The sequence below is a fragment of the Chishuiella sp. genome (assembly GCF_032109125.1).
Taxonomy (GTDB): Bacteria; Bacteroidota; Bacteroidia; order Flavobacteriales; family Weeksellaceae; genus Empedobacter.
Genome location: NZ_DAMCLZ010000005.1, coordinates 169,687 through 188,842 on the forward strand (window position 1 = coordinate 169,687; position 19,156 = coordinate 188,842).

Genomic DNA, 19,156 nt, shown 5'->3' on the forward strand with positions numbered 1-19,156 from the left:
AATTATTTTTTAAGTGAATTCGAATGGAATTTACTAATTTCCAATTACTTTATTTAATATAATATTTGCTACTGCACAATTGTATAGAGTTTCCAAATAATTTGTTTGTATTTCGTTATATGATCTTTGTGCATCTAAAGTCTCTAATAAAGAAGAATTACCTCTTTTGTAACTATATTTTTTTGCATCTAAAATTAATTTTGCTTCATCTAGCATTTTTAAATTAAATTGTTGAGCTTGTTTACGATAGTTTTCATATTGTAAAATACTTTCTTTTACTTCAGATTTTATTTGTAGCTCAACTTGTTTTATAACAGTTTCATTTTGTTTGAATTGAATTTGAGCCATTTTTAATTCGTTGTTGTATCGGTTAGAAAATTTTAAAGGAATACTTAAACCTCCTTTTATTTGAGTAAACTGAGGAGTAAATGCATCAGGATTTCTAGCAACAGTTGTATGATCTATAGCTAAATTTATACCGAGGTCAATTTTTCTATTAGCTTTTGCTAGCTCTATAAGCTGTTGACTAACATTTTTATTTTGCATTGCAACCATTAAATCACTTCTGTTATTTAAAGCAATATTGATTAAGTCATCTTCAATATAATCTTCTTGAAAGTTTTTTAATTCAGCAAATGGATTTAAAGAATTTTCTTGATTATCCATTCCCATGAATAACTTCATTTTATTTTTAGCTGATAAATAATCGGTTTGAGCTTGTATAATTTCATTTGCGAAAGTTGATGCTTCAAGTTTACTTTGTCTTGCATCTGTTTCTGTAATTACTCCTAATTTAAATCGAATAGAATCAGCCGCAGCGAATTCTTTCATCATTTGATAAGAGTTTTGTTTTACATTAAGAATTTCTTTTTTGTAAATAGCTTCTAAGAAAATTAAACTGGCATCTGCTTTAAGATTTTTAAAATAATCAGATAAAATTAATTTAGTTAATTCATATTGACTTTTAGCTAGATTAACTCTAGCTTTTCTTTTTCCACCTAATTCAATTGTCCAATCAATTTCCCCAGTATATCCAACACCAAGTTGTTTTTTAGATTCGCCATTATCGAAATAAGCAAATTGTAATTCAGGATCTGGAAAGGCTTTTGACCCTATGATTTCTGTTTCAGCTAAATCTACATTAAATTTTTGTGCTGCATATTCTAAATTATTATGTTTGACAGTTTCTAAATACTGTGAAAAATCTAATTGAATACTATCGTGTTTCTGAGCAAATAAAATTCTATTAAATAACATTAAAATACCCAAAGTTATCATCCATTTTTTTGTCATGTTTCTACTTTTTAATTGTTAAGAATTTAATGATTTATTATCGCCCCATTTTTTTTCAATCATGTAATACAAAGCTGGTAAAGCAAAAAGTGTAATTACAGTTGAAAATAATAATCCATAAACAATTACAGTAGCTAATGGACGTTGAACGTCTGATCCAATTCCTGTAGCTAATGAAGCTGGAAATAAACCTAGAATTGCTACAGTAGCAGTCATTAAAACAGGTCTAAATCTGTCTTTAGCTCCAATTGTCACTGCATTAATAAGTGATAAACCTTCTTTTTTGAGTTGATTGATATGAGAAATCATAATTACACCATTTTGTATGGATACACCAAACAAGGCAATAAACCCTACAGCAGAAGAAACATTTAGTGTCATTCCTCTAACATTAAGAGCTAGCATTCCTCCAAAAATTGCTAACGGAACAATTCCAATTAATAATAAAGCATCTCTTAATTTTCCAAAAGCAGTATAAAGTAGAATAAACATGATTACAATTGCGAAAGGGACAACATAAGATAATCTTTTGTATGCACGTTCTTGATTTTCGAATTGACCACTCCATTTAATTGAATATTGGTTATGATCATATTTTATATTTTTTTCGATTTTTTTTCTTGCTTCAGCTAAAAATGAACTTAAATCCCTGTCTCTTAAATTTAGTTTTATAGTTAAATGTCTTTTATTCATTTCTCTAGTAATAGTACTTTCTCCTGTACTTAATTTGATGTCTGCTACTTGAGATAATGGAATTTTTACATTGTCAGCATTTGTTAACATTAATTGACTTATTTTTTCAGGTGTATTTCTACTGTCTTCTTTGTATCTGCAAGTAAAATCATAAACTTTATCATCAACAAAAATTTGAGAAATAGCCTTTCCTCCAACAGCAACTTCAATCAATTCAGAAACATCAGAAGCATTAAGTCCATACATTGCTATTTTATTTCGGTTAACATTGATTTGTAGTTGAGGTAAAGGAGGTTCTTGATCGATAGATAAATCTACTGCACCTTTAACAGATTTTAATTGATCTAAAATTTCATTAGCTATATGTCTAGTTTCTTCAAAATTTTGTCCATATACTTTTACAGCTAATTCTGAATGGGCTCCGGAAATTTTATCCATTACACCATCTATCATCGGTTGAGAGAAACCAACAGTATATCCAGGCATTTTAGCATATTCATCAGCTAATTCTTTAATTAAATCATTTTTAGTTTTTCCTTTTTTCCATTCTTTATATGGTTTTATTCCAACAGAAACTTCGAAGTGAGAAGCAGTCCAAGGATCTGTTCCATCATCATTTCTACCAGCTTGGACCATTACGTAAGTTATCTCATCAAATTTCATTGTATGAGCTCTTAAAGAATCACTCATTTCTCTAGATTTCTCTATAGAAACACCAGGAGGTAACTCAACTTGTAGCCAAATAGAACCTTCGTCTAATGTTGGTAAGAAATCTTTTCCGACAGTAACACATAATATTGATGTACAACTTAAAACGAATATAAGAGGTAAGATAACTTTTTTAGGTTTGCTTACAATTTTATTTATTGTTTTAGAATACTTTGATGTTAGATACTCTAGCCATTTATTATGGAATAGTTTTCTAGGTTTTTTATAAACAAAAAATGCTAATCCAGGAATTAATAATAATGCTGCGGATAATGCGCCAATTAGAGCATAACCAATTGTAAATGCCATTGGAGTGAATAATTTTCGCTCAACTCTTTCAAAAGCAAAAAGAGGTAAATAAGCCGTTATAATTATTAAGGTTGAAAAAAAGATTGGTTTGGCAACTTGTTGTGCAAGTGTGGAGATACTTTTTTCATTTAATTCTTCTTCTGGTTTTTCTTCTCTTTTTTTAAGAATAGTTTCCATCATTACAATAGATCCATCTACGATTATTCCAAAATCAATTGCGCCTAAAGAAAGTAAATTGGCTGGAATAGAAGTAAAGTGCATCAATATAAAAGCAATTAGTAATGATATTGGTATTGTAATCGCAATTAAAAGAGCTCCTCGCCAGCTTCCTAAAAATACAATTAAAACAATAACAACTAAGCTTATTCCTTCTACTAAAGTGTGTGATACTGTATTTAATGTTGTATCAACAAGACTTGTGCGGTCTAAAAAAGCATGAATTTTTACATCTTTAGGTAAAATTTCATTATTCAATTCATCAACCGTACTATGTATTCCTTGTAATACTGTAGAAGGGTCTTGACCACGTAATAATAATACAATTCCTTCTATGCCTTCGCTATATTCTGTTTTTCTATCTGTATATCCTAAAACTCCTTTACGTTCTAAGTTTCCATATTTTAATTCTCCAATATCCGATAATAAAATTGGAGTTCCTTTTTCAGACTTTATAACTATTTTTCCAAAATCTTGTAAGTCTTTTACCAATCCTATTCCACGAATAACATAACCTAAATCCCCATGAGTTAATGTACTTCCTCCAGCATTTATATTATTATCTTTAATACTATTTGTTACATCATTTAGAGATAAATTGTATTGGACTAATTTATCAGGATTTACTTCAATTTGATATTGTGTTGTTATTCCTCCGAAATTAGAAACATCAGCAATACCAGTTACTTGCTTTAATTTTGGTATGATTACAAATTTTTGTAAATCTGTTAATTCTCGTAAGCTTTTAGTTTTACTTTCTATAACATATCTGTAAACTTCACCAATTGGAGATGTTAGTGGATCTAACCCTGGTTGAGCTTCGTATGGTAAATCAATTTCATTCAATCTTTCTTGTATTCGCATTCTAGCCCAATAGTCTTCTACACCATCTTTAAAAACGATTGTTATAATTGACAAGCCAAAAGTACTTTTACTACGCATAATGTCCATTCCAGGAAGTCCATTTAAGGCTCTTTCTATTGGAATTGTTATTTGCTGTTCTACTTCTTCGGATGCTAAACCTGGTACTTGAGTAACAACCTGAGAAGTTACATCCGCAATATCTGGATAAGCCTCAATAGATAATTGTTTCCAAGAGTAATATCCAAAAAGAGCCAAAAACACAAATAATGTAAGAAATAACCATTTCTTTACAATTGCTAATTCTATTAATTTGTTCATTGTTTTTTTATTTTGCTCCCATTAAATAAATACCTCCATCTATTACTACATTATCTCCTTCTTTTAATCCAGATATAATATGTACATAATCACTATTATTAGTATTAGTAACGGCTTTAATTTTTACTTTTTTGAATTTTCTTTTTCCTGTTGTTACAAAAACATATTGACTGTCATGTTCTTGAAAAATTGCTTTTGTAGGAAGTATAATTTCCTCTTTTGGAGCATCATTTAATTGAACATTTACAAACATTCCAGGTTTCAGAATTGATTGATTATTTATAGTTTCAATAGTTACATCAACACTTCTTGTTTCTTCATTTAATAACTGTCCGATATTTATAATTTTTCCATCAAATGTTTGATCTGGAAATGCATTTATTGTAAATTTTATATCTTTTAATTGATTTAAAACTCCTAGGTCGTTTTCTTTTACTTGTGCAGAAATCCATACTTTAGATAATTCCGCAACTGTTACTAGAGGTTCTTGATCTTCTTTTAAATATTGACCTATAACTAAATCGTTCTGAACTATTTTTCCATTAATAGGAGAGCGAATAATAAGAGATTGACCTAATTTATTTTTAGAACTAAAAACGTTTAAAGATGCAGTTAATTGATTTAATGCAATTCTCTTTAAATTATAATCTGTTTGCGCTTCTTCTAATTCTTTTTTTACTCCAACAGCATGTGCATATAAATCTTTTTGTCTTTTTAAGTTTAATTCAGACTGTGCTAACTCTTGTTGTGCTGAATAATATTCTTGTTGAGCCTGAAAAAAATCAGAAGAACTTATTTCGAAAATAGCATCTCCTTTTTTTACTGTTTGACCAAGATTTATAAAAGACTTAACTATTCTACCAGCGAATGGAGATGAAATTTGTGCAAATTGATTTGGAATAACTTTTACAGTTCCATTTACAATTAATTCTGATTTTAAAGATTGATCTTTAACTTTTTCATATTTTAATTTTGATTCGATAACATTCTTTTCCGACAATAAAATTTCATCTTTAAAAATTTTAATTTGTGGATCATCGTTTTCTTCTTCCTTATGTTTACATCCTATGATGATAAAAAATAATAATACAATTGAAGTTGTGATTTTGAAGTAGTTAATGATTTTCATAGACAGTTTGTTATGATTTATAATGTGATTATTTAATAACTATAAGTTTTCTATTTTCTAAAATTTCATCATTTTTTGATGAGATTTTTAAAAAATTATAAGTAAAAATTAAGTCACATGTTATTAATAAAAATGTAAAAAAGAATAGTTTGTGGTATTATTAAAATTAATTACTTGGTAATCGATTAGTTGTTTATGATATAGGTTTTTTAGTAAAACAAATAAGGATTGTATTGTAAAGTTTAATGAATTCATTTTTTTATTTTTTAGTGTAAGTCAAAAACAATCACTTAAAAAATTTATAAATGAATTTAGTTTAGCTTACTTGTTTTTTTGATTGGGAGACTGATTCCATCCAGATTTTAATTATGTTGCAAAACTAAGATTTGCAGAATTATTTCCTTGTTAGAAACCTTTTAGAATAATATTAGAAAATTATTAGAAAAAAATAAGCTTTACTTATCTTTAAGTAAAGCTTATTTAGTTTTATATATTTATTTGCTTAGAATAATTGTAAAAATAGTTTTATTATCAGATTTAGCTTTTATTTTAGCATTATGAAGATCAGTTATTTTTTTTGTTAAATATAATCCAATACCATGACCAATAATATTGGATTTATTTTGCCCTCTAAAAAAAGGATTGAATAAAGATTTTAAATCTTCTCTTGATATTTTATTTCCTAAATTTATAAAATCTAATTCTATTTCTCTGTCATTAAAATTTATTTTGATATAGCATGTTTTGTTGTGAGAATATTTGCATGCATTTTCAATAAGATTAACAAATGCAACTTTTAATAAATACTCATTACCAGTTATAATCATCTCATTTCCATTTTCAGGTAATTGAATGTAATTTAATTCAATTTTATAACGATTGTTACTATTCTGTACAAATGAAATAGCTTCCATGAGGAGCTCATCAATTCTTATTAATTTAAAATTAATTTCAGAAGGATCATAACTTGCTTTTGCTAAATCAAGTAAACTGTTTGATAAACGAACAATTTGCTTTGTGTCATTTAGTGCATTTCGAATTATTTTTTGATACTCTTCATTTGTTCTACTTTTATTTAAGGAATATTCTAATTCGGTAATAATTGTAGCTAAGGGAGTTCTTAATTCATGTGCTATATTGGATACGAAATTTTTTTGAGCATCAAAAGAATTCTCTAGCCTATCTAACATTTGGTTAATAGTTGTTGATAGTTCAGCTAATTCATCACCTTTAGATTCAATTTCTATTCTTAGATCTAAGTTAAAGGCAGATATTTCCTTTGCTCTGTTTGTTATTTTTTTTATAGGATTTATAGCTTTGTTTGTAAAGAAAAATGCAGCAATTATTATAAGTAAAAGAGATAAAAAATAGATGATAATAATACTTGTAAGTAGGTTACTTAGTTTATTATATCCGTATTCATCTAATGCAGCAGCAGTTATAACATAAATATTATTGTTATAATAATATCTTAAACCAACAACCTGCCATTTTGTTTGATAAAATGATAGGTATCCTTTTTTTTCAATTTTTTTAAGTAGTTGATCAGTTTCTTTTACAAAATCAATTTCTAAAGCATCATGATAAACTAACTGTTGATGATTGTTATAAATAGCAACTTCAACTTCGTTTAATGTTTCTCTATTATTGGAATAAATATTATGTAAAACTTCTGCATTAACTTTACCTTTTAAAAATAAATTAGCCTTTGTGATTGCTTCTTTTTTTAGTACAATAAAAAATTCTTTTTCTCTATCTTTTTTTGCCGAATTATAAATGATAAAAGCAAATAAAAATAAAATTGTTGCAGCTAGAAAAGTGAATAGTATAGTTAATCTAAGTCTAATTTTCATTCTTTTTTAATATAAAACCTTGTCCTGTTTTAGTATGAATTAATTTTTGATTGAAATTTTTGTCAATCTTATTTCTTAAATAATTAATATATACATCAATAAAATTTGTACCTGTATCAAAATGAGTATCCCAAACTTTTTCTGCAATTTCACTCCTTGATAATACGCGTTCATTATTCTCTATCATAAATTGTAATAAGCGAAATTCTTTTGGAGTAAGTTCTATTTCTTTATTTTCTCGCGTAACAATTTTAGTATGTAGATTGATTTCTAAATCACTATATTTCAGAATATGATTAATAGTTTTATTAAAATTTCTTTTAGATAAAGCTTTTATTCTTGCTACAAGTTCTCTCATCTCAAAAGGTTTTACCATATAATCATCAGCACCAGAATCAAAACCTTCAACTTTATCATCAGTTGTTCCTAATGCAGTTAACATAATGATAGGTAAATCAGGTTTTTTATTTTTTATTTCTTTACAAAAGTCTAAACCGTTTAATTTAGGTAAAATTATATCAGAAATAATCAAATCATACGTATTTCTTATGGCTAATTTTAGGGCTATTTCGCCATCATATACAATTGTTGTTGTAAAACCAACATCTTCTAATCCTCTTTGTATTAGTTCTGCCATTCGTTGATTATCTTCTACAATTAATAAGTGCATTATTTTTAGTGATTAATGATTTTTTTATTGATACAAAAAATTAGCTTTGTTGAAGTTACAAAACATTATTCTCATTTTTATAGAATTAAATATCTTTGTAAACTTTATTCTAGCTAATAGGCTAAATTAATCAATGAAATGTAATGAGTGACAACGAAAGTCAAAAAATAATAAGTTTTATAAAATCTATCGATATAGATAAACGTTTTTCTGGAATTTGGTCAGGAACAGATCATGGAAAATTCTTTAAAGGAGAAACTAATAGTTGGGTTGTTAACCGTAAAATGGATGGAACATTTACTGTTTCTTTTAAAACAATTCATAGCGATGATAGTGTAACTTATTCACAAGATAATGGTTTCTGGGGAGTTAGAGATAATGATTATTTTGAATATAGAGAATCAGATGAAAAAGCAGATCATTACACTTATTTATTTCTATCAAAAGATTCTATTCATTTTACAATTAATGAGGAAATCAAAGAAGAAGAACCTTATAATTTTACCGATTATAAAATGTTGTTAAATTGATTCAAATCTTTATATTTGTTATTAATTAACACAAAATGAAAAGAATAATATTATCTTTTTTTCTTTTCAACTTTTTTATTTGGTCAAGAAAAGGCAACTGATTTATTTAATATAAATGTAAGTTTTATTGGAATAGGAGTTGAATACGAAAAAAGAATTTCAGATAATTTTACTGCAGTAGCAGGAATAGATTATTTAGGAGGATTTTCTTACACAAATGATTGGTATGGAGAAAGTGATTTCAATTTTATATTTACTACAAGTCTTAATTTACAAGGTAGATATTACTATAATTTTAATAGAAGAATATCAAAAAATAGAAATACAAAAAATAATTCAGGAAACTACATTGCTTTAAAAATGAATTATATACCAGATTTATTAACAGTTTCTAGTGATAATACTTATGTAGATCCTCAAGGAAGTGTTACTATAAATTATGGATTGAAACGTATGTTCGCTAAAAAGTTTTTTTATGAGTTTTACACAGGTTTGGGCCTAAGTTTTTACCAAGATAAATACAATTATTATATAGGTGATTATGAATGGAGTTCAAGAAAAGAAACTACAACAAGTATATCTTTGGATTTAGGTTTCAAAGTTGGGTATAATTTTTAAAAAATAAAAAATCGTTGAATTTTTCGACGATTTTTTTATTTCATTATCTTCGCAGAACAATTTACAAACAAACAAAAAATAAAATTATGCCAATTGTAGCACCGTCAATCCTAGCAGCAGATTTCGGAAATTTAGCAAAAGATATCGAAATGGTAAATAATTCAAAAGCAGAATGGTTTCATTTAGATGTTATGGATGGAGTTTTTGTTCCTAATATTTCCTATGGAATGGATATTATTAAGAAAATAGATTCTTTAACAGATAAAGTTCTTGATGTTCACTTAATGATTGTTGATCCTGATCGCTATATTTCAGCATTTAAAAATGCAGGAGCAGATATATTAACTGTACATTATGAGGCTTGTACTCACTTACACAGAACTATTCAAGTTATAAAAGCAGAAGGAATGAAAGCTGGTGTTGCACTTAATCCACATACTCCTGTTTCTGTTTTGGAAGATGTTATTAACGATCTTGATTTAGTTCTTATTATGAGTGTAAATCCAGGTTTTGGAGGTCAAAAATTTATAGAAAATACATATAATAAAGTTTCTAAATTAAAGAAAATGATTACAGATGCTGGTGCAAATGTTATTATAGAAATTGATGGAGGTGTAGGAGTACAAAATGCATCGAAATTAGTTGAAGCAGGTGCTGATGCTCTTGTTGCAGGTTCGGCAGTTTTTAATGCAGAAAATCCAACTAATTATATTGAAGAACTTACAAAAGCTTAATTTATATAAGTTAAATAACAAAATAGAAAAAAGAGATGGTTTCTAATCATCTCTTTTTTTATTTGTTTTAATTTTTTTAATAATCCATTCTAATTCAGGATCTTTATGTTGTATTTTTGTGTGTAAATTTTCTTTTATTTCTTTATTAGGGTAAACTCCATGTCCTTTTTCTATTCGCTGTTCTATTGGTGGAATAAAAACGGTTCCAATAGACATAGTTAATTTAGAATTCGGAAGAGTAAACTGAGGCATAAGTCCAGCTACTGTTCCATTATAATCTCCTCCAGTTTCTTCTCCAACAAAGTATCCTCTTTTTTTGATATAAAGATTAGTTGCTAATAATGTTGAGGCCGAATAAGATCCACCATTGATTATAACATATAAATTTCCATGATAGACTAAATTTTGATCAATTTTTGTTGATGAAAAAGATAGATTTAATTGATATTCATTATCCTTGTTTTTGGTTGTTTTTAGATAAGAATATCCTCCGCCAATCCATAGAAAAGGATATGTAGGAAAAGGTAGAAGATTGTATATGGATTTTCCAAAAGATGTTTTGTTAGCAACAATTTTTTGACCAGTAAAAACTTTTGAATCTTCTACTAAATATGAATATAGATAATGAGCATCTTTTATATATCCGCCTCCATTATTTCTAATATCCAAAATTAGATTTTTTACATGATGATTTTTTATATCTGTAAAAACCTCTTTATATAATTTTTTAATTTTTCCTTTATGGAAATCTTTTACTTTCAGAACTGCAATTGTACTGTCATTTGTAGGAAAACTTAATTCTTTTGAATATGTTTTTGTTAATTTATTAAAACCATATTTTTTTTGTTTAATACGAATTTCTCTTTGTATGCTTTTTGGAGTTAATTTTTTGATTGAGTCTTCTTGTATTTTTATGGTTTTCTTTTTAGGAAATTCTCTGTATGTTTTTTTACGAATAATATTCTTTCCCATTAAAAAAGAAAGTTCAACAGAATCTTTTAATCCTTGTTCTAATGTAATAAAATTTAAAAAAGTTCGATTAAAATAATTATCAGAAAATGTTTTATTATAACCATCTCCATAAATACTCGATTTATATTTTTTGATAATTTCATCCACAGGAACACTATCTATATATAAGAGCTTAGAACCTCCATTGATAGGGTTTACTTTTGCATAATCCTTAATAAGGTAAATAGAATCATTTTGATAAAAAAAGCTGTAATTATAAAATGCAGATTTAGAGTTCTTATATTTTTTTAAATCCTTTTTATTAAATCGTCTATAAATTGGATATAAATCAGTATGTCCGTGTTTTAAACTAGAAAATAAGGGAAATAATTTTACAAAAAATTCATTAGGTTTTAAAGGTTTTTGAATTGATCTTTTTAGACTATCAATTTTATATTCAGTTTCTTTTTTAGATTGATAAAGATCTAACTTCGGATGATATTTGTTTAATTTTTTATGAACATAATCAATGTCTTTTTTCATCTCTTTTACAGAAATTTCATTGTTCATCTGTTTATTATGTTTATTAACAGATGAACATGAATAGGTTAAAAATAAAATGAATAAAAGAAATGATAAATATCTAATCATCTAAAAAAATTATGGTTCAACTTCTCTATAAAATTCTTGGATAAAATTTTCCATGTATTGATGTCTTTCTTCTGCAATTACTTTAGCTGTTTTTGTATTGATTAAATCTTTTAATGTAAATAGTTTATCATAAAAATGTTGTATGCTAGAAGAATTTTTTGTTTTATTTTCAGGATTATATAAAACACTTCCTGTACTTCCTCCGTATGCAAAACAGCGAGCGATTCCTACAGCTCCAATAGCATCTAATCTATCAGCATCTTGTACAATTTCTGCTTCTATGGATGTAGGTATATTTCCTTTACTAAAAGAAACTTGAGATACAATTTCTATTACTTTATTAATTGTTTTCTCGTCAACTTCTATGGAAGTTAAAAATTCGCGAATTAATTCTTCTGATTTATCAATTCCTCCGTGTAATTTATAATCACCTACATCGTGAACCCAAGCTGCTAATTCAACTAAAAAAGCATTTGCTTTTTCTTTTTCTACAATTTTTTTTGCGTTAACAACAACTCTTTCAATATGAAAATAGTCGTGTCCAGTGCCTTCATCTAAGAATGTTTTTCTAATATAATCTTTCGTAAGAGAAAGAATTTTAATTTCGTTCATGTTGCTTAAAAATAAAAAACTTCAATAGCTAAGCTATTGAAGTTTTTTAGAAATATTGTAAAGAAAACTGTTATAGTTTATAAAAAATTATAAAATAACATGTCCTAATTTTGTTAATTTATGATGATCTAATATTTTAATTTTTCGACCTTCAACCTCTATCAAATGATCAGTTTTAAATTCAGAAATTAAACGGATCGCAGATTCTGTTGCAGTACCAATTAGGTTAGCCATTTCTTCTCTTGTCAGAGAAATATTGATAAACCCTTCATTATCTGTTCCCAATTTACCTTCAAGAAGTAGTAAAACTTCTGCTAATCTTTCTCGAACTGTTTTTTGAGCTAAATAAGTAATTGTACGAGTATATTCTCCTAAATCTTTTGCTATTCGTTGTAAAATATTGAATGCAAGTTTAGGGTTAACCTCTAATAATTTCAAGAAAAATTTCTCTGGAATATAATAAACTTCCATACTATTCATAGCATTAGCAGAAGCACCAAAAACTTCGTGACTTAATATAGAGCGGTAACCTAAAATATCTCCTTCATTAATGAAACGTAGTATTTGTTCTTTTCCATTAAAACCAATTTTAAAAAGTTTAGCAGTACCTTTTATTACGCAATAAATACCTTTAGGAGTATTTCCTTCCTGTATAATTTCATTACCTTTTTTAAAATTGAAAATCTTTTTCTCTTGTTCAAACTCTAACAATTCTTCTTTACTAAAGACTCCAAAAGATTCTGGGGTTTCAAACATAGCTTTAATAGATGCTACGTTTTCACTGAATTCTGACATGTGTTGATAACTTATGACTTAATTCATACAAAGTTAGTGTTAATTCTGCGAAAAGGAAAGTATTTTTGCAAAATACTATGAAGGAGAATTGTTTTCACTGCGGTCAACGAATTGAAGAAGAGGTTATAGAGTTCGATGAGAAGGAGTTTTGTTGTCAAGGATGCAAAACGGTTTATGAAATTTTAAATGTAAACGATTTAAAAGATTATTATGATTTAAATCGTAATGCGGGAGTACGTCCAGACGGAAAAAGTAATCATCAATTTGATTTTCTTAATACAAAGGAAATTTTTGATAAAGTGGTTGATTTTTCAGATGATGGAGTTTCTGTTGTTTCATTTTTTGTACCTGTTATGCATTGTACGTCTTGTGTTTGGTTATTAGAAAGTTTAAATACAATAAATCCAAATATAATTTCTTCAAATGTTAATTTTACTCAAAAGACAGTTCAAATTACCTACAAAGATGCAAATCTTAAGTTAGGAGATTTAGCTCGTTTTATAACTAATTTAGGTTATAAACCATCAATAAATTTAAAAAGTTTAGATAAGAAGAAAAAGAGTAAAGTAGATCGTTCTCTTGTCTCAAAACTTGTTATAGCAGGTTTTTGTTTTGGTAATATAATGTTGTTATCTTTTCCAGAGTATGTAGAAGTTTTTGGAAATGTAAAAGAACAATGGTTAGACCAAAATAAAGGATATTTTCGTTGGACAATGTTTGCATTATCATTACCAGTTTTCTTTTATTCTTCTACCGATTATTTTGTATCTGCTTGGCAAGGTATTAAAAATAAATATATTAACATAGACGTCCCTATTGCTTTAGGAATTATTGTTATAATGTTTAAATCGACTTATGATATCGTATTTGATATTTCTCCAGGTTATTTTGATACTTTAGCTATGTTACTATTTTTAATGTTAACAGGAAAATGGTTTCAACAACAAACAATGCAGGCTTTAGCATTTGATAGAGATTATAAATCATTTTATCCTATTGCAGTAGCTAAATTGATTGATGGACGAGAAGAAGCCATTTTGTTATCAGAATTAAAAAAAGGAGATAGAATATTAATTAGAAATGAAGAAATTATTCCTGCAGATGCTATTTTGATGAGAGGTGAAGCTATGATAGATAACTCTTTTGTAACAGGAGAATCTAGATTAATTTCAAAAAAAGCAGGTGATAAAATTTTTGCAGGAGGAAAACAGTCTGGTCATGCAATAGAATTAGAAGTAATTTCTGATGTTAACCAAAGTTATTTAACTCAATTATGGAACAATGATGCTTTTCATAAAGAAGAATCTGAATTAAATGCTTTAACAAATAAGATAAGTCATTATTTTACATTAACTATTCTATTTATCACAGCTTTATCAGCAATATACTGGTATACAGTGGATTCTTCGAAAATACTACAAGTTGTTACATCTATACTTATTATTGCTTGTCCCTGTGCATTGGGATTATCTTCTCCATTTATCTTAGGACATATGATGAGAATATTTGGAAATAGAAAATTCTATGTCAAAAATACATCTACCATAGAGAGAATGGAAAAAATAACTGATATAGTATTTGATAAAACTGGAACCATTACAGAAAGTGAAGACACTAAAGTTTCTTATGAAGGAGAAGAATTATCTGATTATCATAAAAAATTAGTAAAAGCTTTAATAAAAAATTCAAGTCATCCATTAAGTAGAGCTTTGTATAAAAAACTAAATGTTTCTGATGATCTAACAATTATTAATTATAAAGAATATATTGGTAAAGGACAAGAAGGAGAGGTTGATGGACATATTATAAAAGTTGGTTCTAGATCTTTTCTTGATGTTATTTTTAATGATTTAAGATTAAACCAGTCTCAAGTTTATATATCGATTGATAATAAAGTTTTTGGTAAGTTTGTTTATACAAATAGGTATAGAGAAGGATTGTCTGATTTGTTAAATAAATTAGGTAATTATAAATTACACGTTTTGTCTGGAGACAATGATTCTGAAAAAGAATATTTAGAAAAAATATTTCCCCAAGATTCAAAATTAGTGTTTAATCAATCACCTTCTGATAAATTGGATTACATCAAATTATTAGAAACTAAAGGTAAAAAGGTTATGATGATTGGTGATGGATTAAATGATGCCGGAGCTCTAAAACAAAGTTCTGTTGGAATATCAATATCAGAAGATATAAATAGTTTTTCTCCATCGTGTGATGGAATCTTGGATGCTAAAAGTTTTAAACATATTCCAAGATTTTTAAATTTATCAAAGCAAACTATGAAATTTGTTAAAATAGCTTTTTTAATAAGTTTTTTATATAATATTGTAGGATTAAGTTTTGCAGTATCAGGTTATTTACAACCTGTTGTAGCTGCTATATTAATGCCAATTAGTTCTATATCAGTTTTAATATTTGCAACAGCTAGTACTAGAATAGCAGATAAATTAACAAAATGGAATTTAGATTGATTTTAAATTAGGTGTAAGTACTAAACCTCTTGCTAAAATCATTATGATAAGAACTTATGAGGTTGTAATTTTGTGAAGCTATGGGGATATTATTATTGATGATATTAGTTAGTGTTTCTTTAGGAGCATTATTTCTTTTTTTATTCTTTTTAGGATATAAAAAAGGACAATTTGATGAAGATGAATCTCCAGCAGTAAGGATGTTAAAGGATGATAAAAAAAATAAAGATAAAATCGACTCATAATGCAAATGCAGACTTTTAGTTACGATAATAAGATCGTAAAGTATTTTCTATATGCCACATTGTTTTGGGCAGTTATGGCATTTTTCTTTGGTGTATTGGTTGCAACATTGTTGTTTTTTCCTACTTTACCAGAATATATCTTCGGATCTGATGATGGTACAATAGGAGGGAATATTCAAGGTTTAATTAATTCTCAAGGAAAACTAGGGTTCGGTAGATTAAGAATGATTCATACAACATTTGCAGTTTTTGCATTTGTTGGGAATACTTTTTTTACTGGAGCATATTATTCATTACAACGTTTGTTAAAAACAAGGATGTACAGTGATGTTTTAAGCTGGATCGTTTTTTGGGGTTGGCAATTGTTTATTGTATTATCGTTTGTAACATTCATTCTAGGTTACAATACTTCAAAAGAGTATGCTGAACATGAATGGCCTATTGATATCTTAATCGCTTTGGTTTGGGTGTTATTTGGTATGCAAATGTTTTTAACAATTTCTAAGCGACGCGTACGTCACTTATATGTAGCAATTTGGTTCTATATTGGAACTTGGGCAGCAATTACAATGTTACATGTTTTTAATAATTTAGAAATTCCAGTAACATTTAGTTTAACAGCACCAAAATCTTATTCTCTTTATTCAGGAGTTCAAGATGCATTAGTACAATGGTGGTATGGACATAATGCAGTTGCATTTTTCTTAACAACACCTATACTAGGTTTAATGTATTATTTTGTGCCAAAAGCGGCTAATAGACCAGTGTTTTCATACAAATTGTCTATTATTCACTTCTGGTCTTTAATTTTTATATACATTTGGGCTGGACCTCACCATTTATTATACACATCATTACCAGGTTGGGCTCAAGCTTTAGGGACAGGTTTCTCAATTATGTTAATTGCTCCATCTTGGGGAGGTATGTTAAATGGATTACTAACATTAAGAGGTGCATGGGATAAAGTAAGAGAAAATCCTGTGTTGAAATTCTTTGTAGTTGCACTTACTTGTTATGGTATGGCAACATTTGAAGGACCAATGTTAGCAACTAAAACACTTAATAAAATTGGACACTTTACAGATTGGGTACCAGCTCACGTACATGTAGGTACTTTAGGATGGAATGGATTTATAGCATTTGGTGTAGTATACTATTTAACTCCAAAATTATTTAATACAAAATTAGCTTCTGTGAAAATGGCTAATGCTCACTTCTGGATTGGTACTTTTGGTATTTTATTTTGGGTTATCCCAATGTATGTTGCAGGATGGACTCAAGGTTTAATGTGGAAACAATTTGCACCAGATGGAACATTAGAATATGGTAACTTCTTACAAACAGTTACAATTCTTAAAAAATGGTTATACCCATTACGTGCTTTTGGTGGAACTCTATATTTAATCGGATCTATTTTAATGATTATTAATGTTATTAAAACAGTAAAATCTGGTTATTTTGTTGCTAATGAAGAAGCAGAAGCTCCTGCTTTAGCTCCTAAAACAGCATCTCGTACTCAAGGCGAAGGTGTTCACTCTTGGATTGAAAGAACTCCAGTAATAATGACAATTGGAGCAGTTTTAACATTAGCAATTGGAGGTTTAGTAGAAATTGTACCAACAATTGTTGTTAAATCTAATGTACCTACAATAGCAAGTATAAAACCTTATACTCCTCTAGAATTAGAAGGACGTGATTTATATATTAGAGAAGGATGTAATGCTTGTCATACACAAATGGTTCGTCCTTTCCGTGATGAAGTAAAACGTTATGGAGAATACTCTAAAGCTGGAGAATTCGTATATGATCACCCATTCTTATGGGGATCTAAAAGAACAGGTCCAGATTTACATCGTGAAGGAGGTAAAAATCCAGATGCTTGGCATTATAAACACATGTGGAATCCTCGTTCAACTTCTGACGGATCAATTATGCCTCGTTACCCTTGGTTAATTGATAATAAATTAAACCGTGAGTTGACTCGTGATAAAATGAAATCTATGGTTGCTTTAGGTGTTCCTTACCAACAAGAAGATTTTGATAGTATGAAAATCTCTATGGACAAACAAGCTTTAACTATTGAGCAAACAATCTTTAAAGATGCATCAGATTTGAAAGAATTATATGCTAAAAAAGAAGCTGAAGCTAAAAAAGAAGGTAAAGAATTTGTTCCTTTAAGAGATCGTGAGATTACAGCATTAATAGCATTCCTACAAAGACTAGGAACAGATATTAAAGCAGATCAAATAGAGACAGCAAGTAACTAATGTTAAAATATTATAAAGAATTCCTTTCTCAGTATGAGTATGCATCTGTATTGCAGACGCTAATATTATTAGCTTTCATAGCGGTTTTTGTTACTATTTTTATAAAAGTAATAAATAAACCAAAGGATTATTATGATCATAATGAAACTGAAGGATTAGATTTAGAATCAGAAGAGAAAGAAAAAAATAATACAAAATGAGACAACGTACCCCGGCTTATATTTTTATTCCATTAACGCTATTAGCAGTTATTTTAGCGTTTACAATGGTGACGCCAGTAGATGTAGTGCCAGAACCTGGATTTCAAGGTATGATGCACAATCTATTTGAACATCTTAAACATGTTTTTGCTCAAGGAGTTTTTTGGGCTGTTTTAGCAATATCTCTTGTAATGCTTTTAATTATTAATGCTTTAAATAAAGTTGTTGAAGCAGAAAAATTTAAAAGATTATCTGAAATTGAGCAAAAGAAGTATTTGGAAGATGGTAAAATAGGATATTTTAAAAGACTATTTAGTAGTGCTTCTAAAAAACAATCTGATAAAGAAGAAGAAGCTATTATTCTAGATCATGGATTTGATGGAATTAAAGAATTAGATAATGCTTTACCACAATGGTGGTTATCTTTATTCTATTTTGGTGTAGTATTCATGATTGTTTATGTAATGGCTTATAGTTTTACAGATTTTGCTCATCCAGATGCTGAATATCAAGAAGAAATGACTTACAAAGATAAGCAAGATAGTATTTGGGCTGTAGCTAATGATATTGACATTACTGGAGCTGTAAACAAATCAAATGATCCTGCTATTGTAGAACAAGGTAAAAAAATCTTCGAAGAGAAATGTGTTCAATGTCATATGGAAGGAGGAAAAGGAGGTATTGGTCCTAACTTGACTGATGATTACTGGGTAAACCATGTTGAAGATAGTTTATTCAAAAATATCTATCATATTGTTTACAACGGTTCTCCTCATAATCCAACAATGCGTCCTTTTGGTCAACGTAAAGAATTATCTGGTTTAGCAATTGAAAAAGTAGCTTCTTATGTTTACTATATCAATCAAAAAGAACCAACTAAGACAGTTGCTGAAGGTGCTGCTGCTCCTCAAGGAGATTTAATGGAAGCATGGAAACAAAAATAATTTAGAATTGTTTTAGATAACGATTTAAAACAAATATCACATTAAAGAGAGCTTATTTATAAGCTCTCTTTTTATTTTTAGT

16 protein-coding genes are annotated in these 19,156 nt (G+C 27.9%); 8 read left to right on the forward strand and 8 right to left on the reverse strand.

The genetic code is table 11. The features are described 5' to 3' along the window. Positions 1-33: 33 nt before the first annotated feature. The 5 genes from RT575_RS07740 to RT575_RS07760 all read right to left on the reverse strand — a co-directional run bounded on the left by RT575_RS07740 (position 34) and on the right by RT575_RS07760 (position 8,053). Positions 34-1,293 carry a TolC family protein gene (locus RT575_RS07740; RefSeq protein ID WP_313579970.1) on the reverse strand — a complete coding sequence of 420 codons (1,260 nt, stop codon included), beginning with the start codon at positions 1,291-1,293 and terminating at the stop codon, positions 34-36. 18 nt (positions 1,294-1,311) lie between these two features. Further along, positions 1,312-4,401: a CusA/CzcA family heavy metal efflux RND transporter gene (locus RT575_RS07745; RefSeq protein WP_313579972.1), complete on the reverse strand. Its 3,090-nt coding sequence runs from the start codon at positions 4,399-4,401 to the stop codon at positions 1,312-1,314. A 7-nt stretch (positions 4,402-4,408) separates the two neighbouring features. Next, positions 4,409-5,530, reverse strand: coding sequence for an efflux RND transporter periplasmic adaptor subunit (locus RT575_RS07750; RefSeq protein WP_313579974.1), 1,122 nt, complete (start codon positions 5,528-5,530; stop codon positions 4,409-4,411). A 494-nt stretch (positions 5,531-6,024) separates the two neighbouring features. Beyond that, entirely contained in the window at positions 6,025-7,383 is a 1,359-nt protein-coding gene (locus tag RT575_RS07755; RefSeq protein WP_313579976.1) for a HAMP domain-containing sensor histidine kinase, read from the reverse strand. After that, on the reverse strand, positions 7,373-8,053 hold the full coding sequence (locus RT575_RS07760) for a response regulator transcription factor (protein ID WP_313383618.1): 681 nt from the start codon (positions 8,051-8,053) through the stop codon (positions 7,373-7,375). The genes RT575_RS07755 and RT575_RS07760 overlap by 11 nt, the downstream gene beginning before the upstream one ends. 143 nt (positions 8,054-8,196) lie before the next feature. On the opposite strand from RT575_RS07760, the gene RT575_RS07765 reads away from it, so the two are divergent. From RT575_RS07765 to rpe, 3 genes are all read left to right on the forward strand, one after another. After that, positions 8,197-8,583 carry a hypothetical protein gene (locus RT575_RS07765; protein ID WP_313579978.1) on the forward strand — a complete coding sequence of 129 codons (387 nt, stop codon included), beginning with the start codon at positions 8,197-8,199 and terminating at the stop codon, positions 8,581-8,583. Positions 8,584-8,943: 360 nt separating this feature from the next. Further along, on the forward strand, positions 8,944-9,201 hold the full coding sequence (locus RT575_RS07770; protein WP_313579980.1) for a hypothetical protein: 258 nt from the start codon (positions 8,944-8,946) through the stop codon (positions 9,199-9,201). 86 nt (positions 9,202-9,287) lie between these two features. Further along, a complete protein-coding gene (gene rpe, locus RT575_RS07775; RefSeq protein ID WP_313579982.1) occupies positions 9,288-9,935 on the forward strand; it encodes a ribulose-phosphate 3-epimerase in 648 nt (215 codons plus the stop codon). A gap of 42 nt (positions 9,936-9,977) precedes the next feature. Here the strand turns inward: rpe and RT575_RS07780 are convergent, their stop codons facing one another. From RT575_RS07780 to RT575_RS07790, 3 genes are all read right to left on the reverse strand, one after another. Further along, the gene (locus tag RT575_RS07780) at positions 9,978-11,456 is read right to left on the reverse strand and encodes a S41 family peptidase (RefSeq protein WP_313579984.1); all 1,479 of its coding nucleotides are present in this window, start codon (positions 11,454-11,456) and stop codon (positions 9,978-9,980) included. A gap of 90 nt (positions 11,457-11,546) precedes the next feature. Continuing rightward, positions 11,547-12,149, reverse strand: a complete 603-nt coding sequence (locus RT575_RS07785) for an HD domain-containing protein (RefSeq protein WP_313579986.1) — start codon at positions 12,147-12,149, stop codon at positions 11,547-11,549. Between the two features lie 87 nt (positions 12,150-12,236). Next, positions 12,237-12,944 carry a Crp/Fnr family transcriptional regulator gene (locus RT575_RS07790; RefSeq protein WP_313383628.1) on the reverse strand — a complete coding sequence of 236 codons (708 nt, stop codon included), beginning with the start codon at positions 12,942-12,944 and terminating at the stop codon, positions 12,237-12,239. A 77-nt stretch (positions 12,945-13,021) separates the two neighbouring features. Between RT575_RS07790 and RT575_RS07795 the strand changes: the two genes are divergently transcribed. From RT575_RS07795 to RT575_RS07815, 5 genes are all read left to right on the forward strand, one after another. Next, positions 13,022-15,418, forward strand: coding sequence for a heavy metal translocating P-type ATPase metal-binding domain-containing protein (locus RT575_RS07795; RefSeq protein WP_313579987.1), 2,397 nt, complete (start codon positions 13,022-13,024; stop codon positions 15,416-15,418). An 80-nt stretch (positions 15,419-15,498) separates the two neighbouring features. Then, positions 15,499-15,663 (forward strand): cbb3-type cytochrome oxidase assembly protein CcoS, encoded by a 165-nt coding sequence (ccoS, locus tag RT575_RS07800; protein WP_291099613.1) that lies wholly within the window; start codon positions 15,499-15,501, stop codon positions 15,661-15,663. Continuing rightward, complete coding sequence (gene ccoO / locus RT575_RS07805) at positions 15,663-17,930, forward strand: cytochrome-c oxidase, cbb3-type subunit II (protein WP_291099610.1); 2,268 nt, start codon at positions 15,663-15,665, stop codon at positions 17,928-17,930. The genes ccoS and ccoO overlap by 1 nt, the downstream gene beginning before the upstream one ends. After that, entirely contained in the window at positions 17,930-18,130 is a 201-nt protein-coding gene (locus tag RT575_RS07810) for a cbb3-type cytochrome c oxidase subunit 3 (RefSeq protein ID WP_313383632.1), read from the forward strand. The genes ccoO and RT575_RS07810 overlap by 1 nt, the downstream gene beginning before the upstream one ends. Further along, a complete protein-coding gene (locus tag RT575_RS07815) occupies positions 18,127-19,074 on the forward strand; it encodes a cbb3-type cytochrome c oxidase N-terminal domain-containing protein (protein WP_291099607.1) in 948 nt (315 codons plus the stop codon). Before RT575_RS07810 ends, RT575_RS07815 begins: the two co-directional genes overlap by 4 nt. The last annotated feature ends 82 nt before the right edge of the window (positions 19,075-19,156 follow it).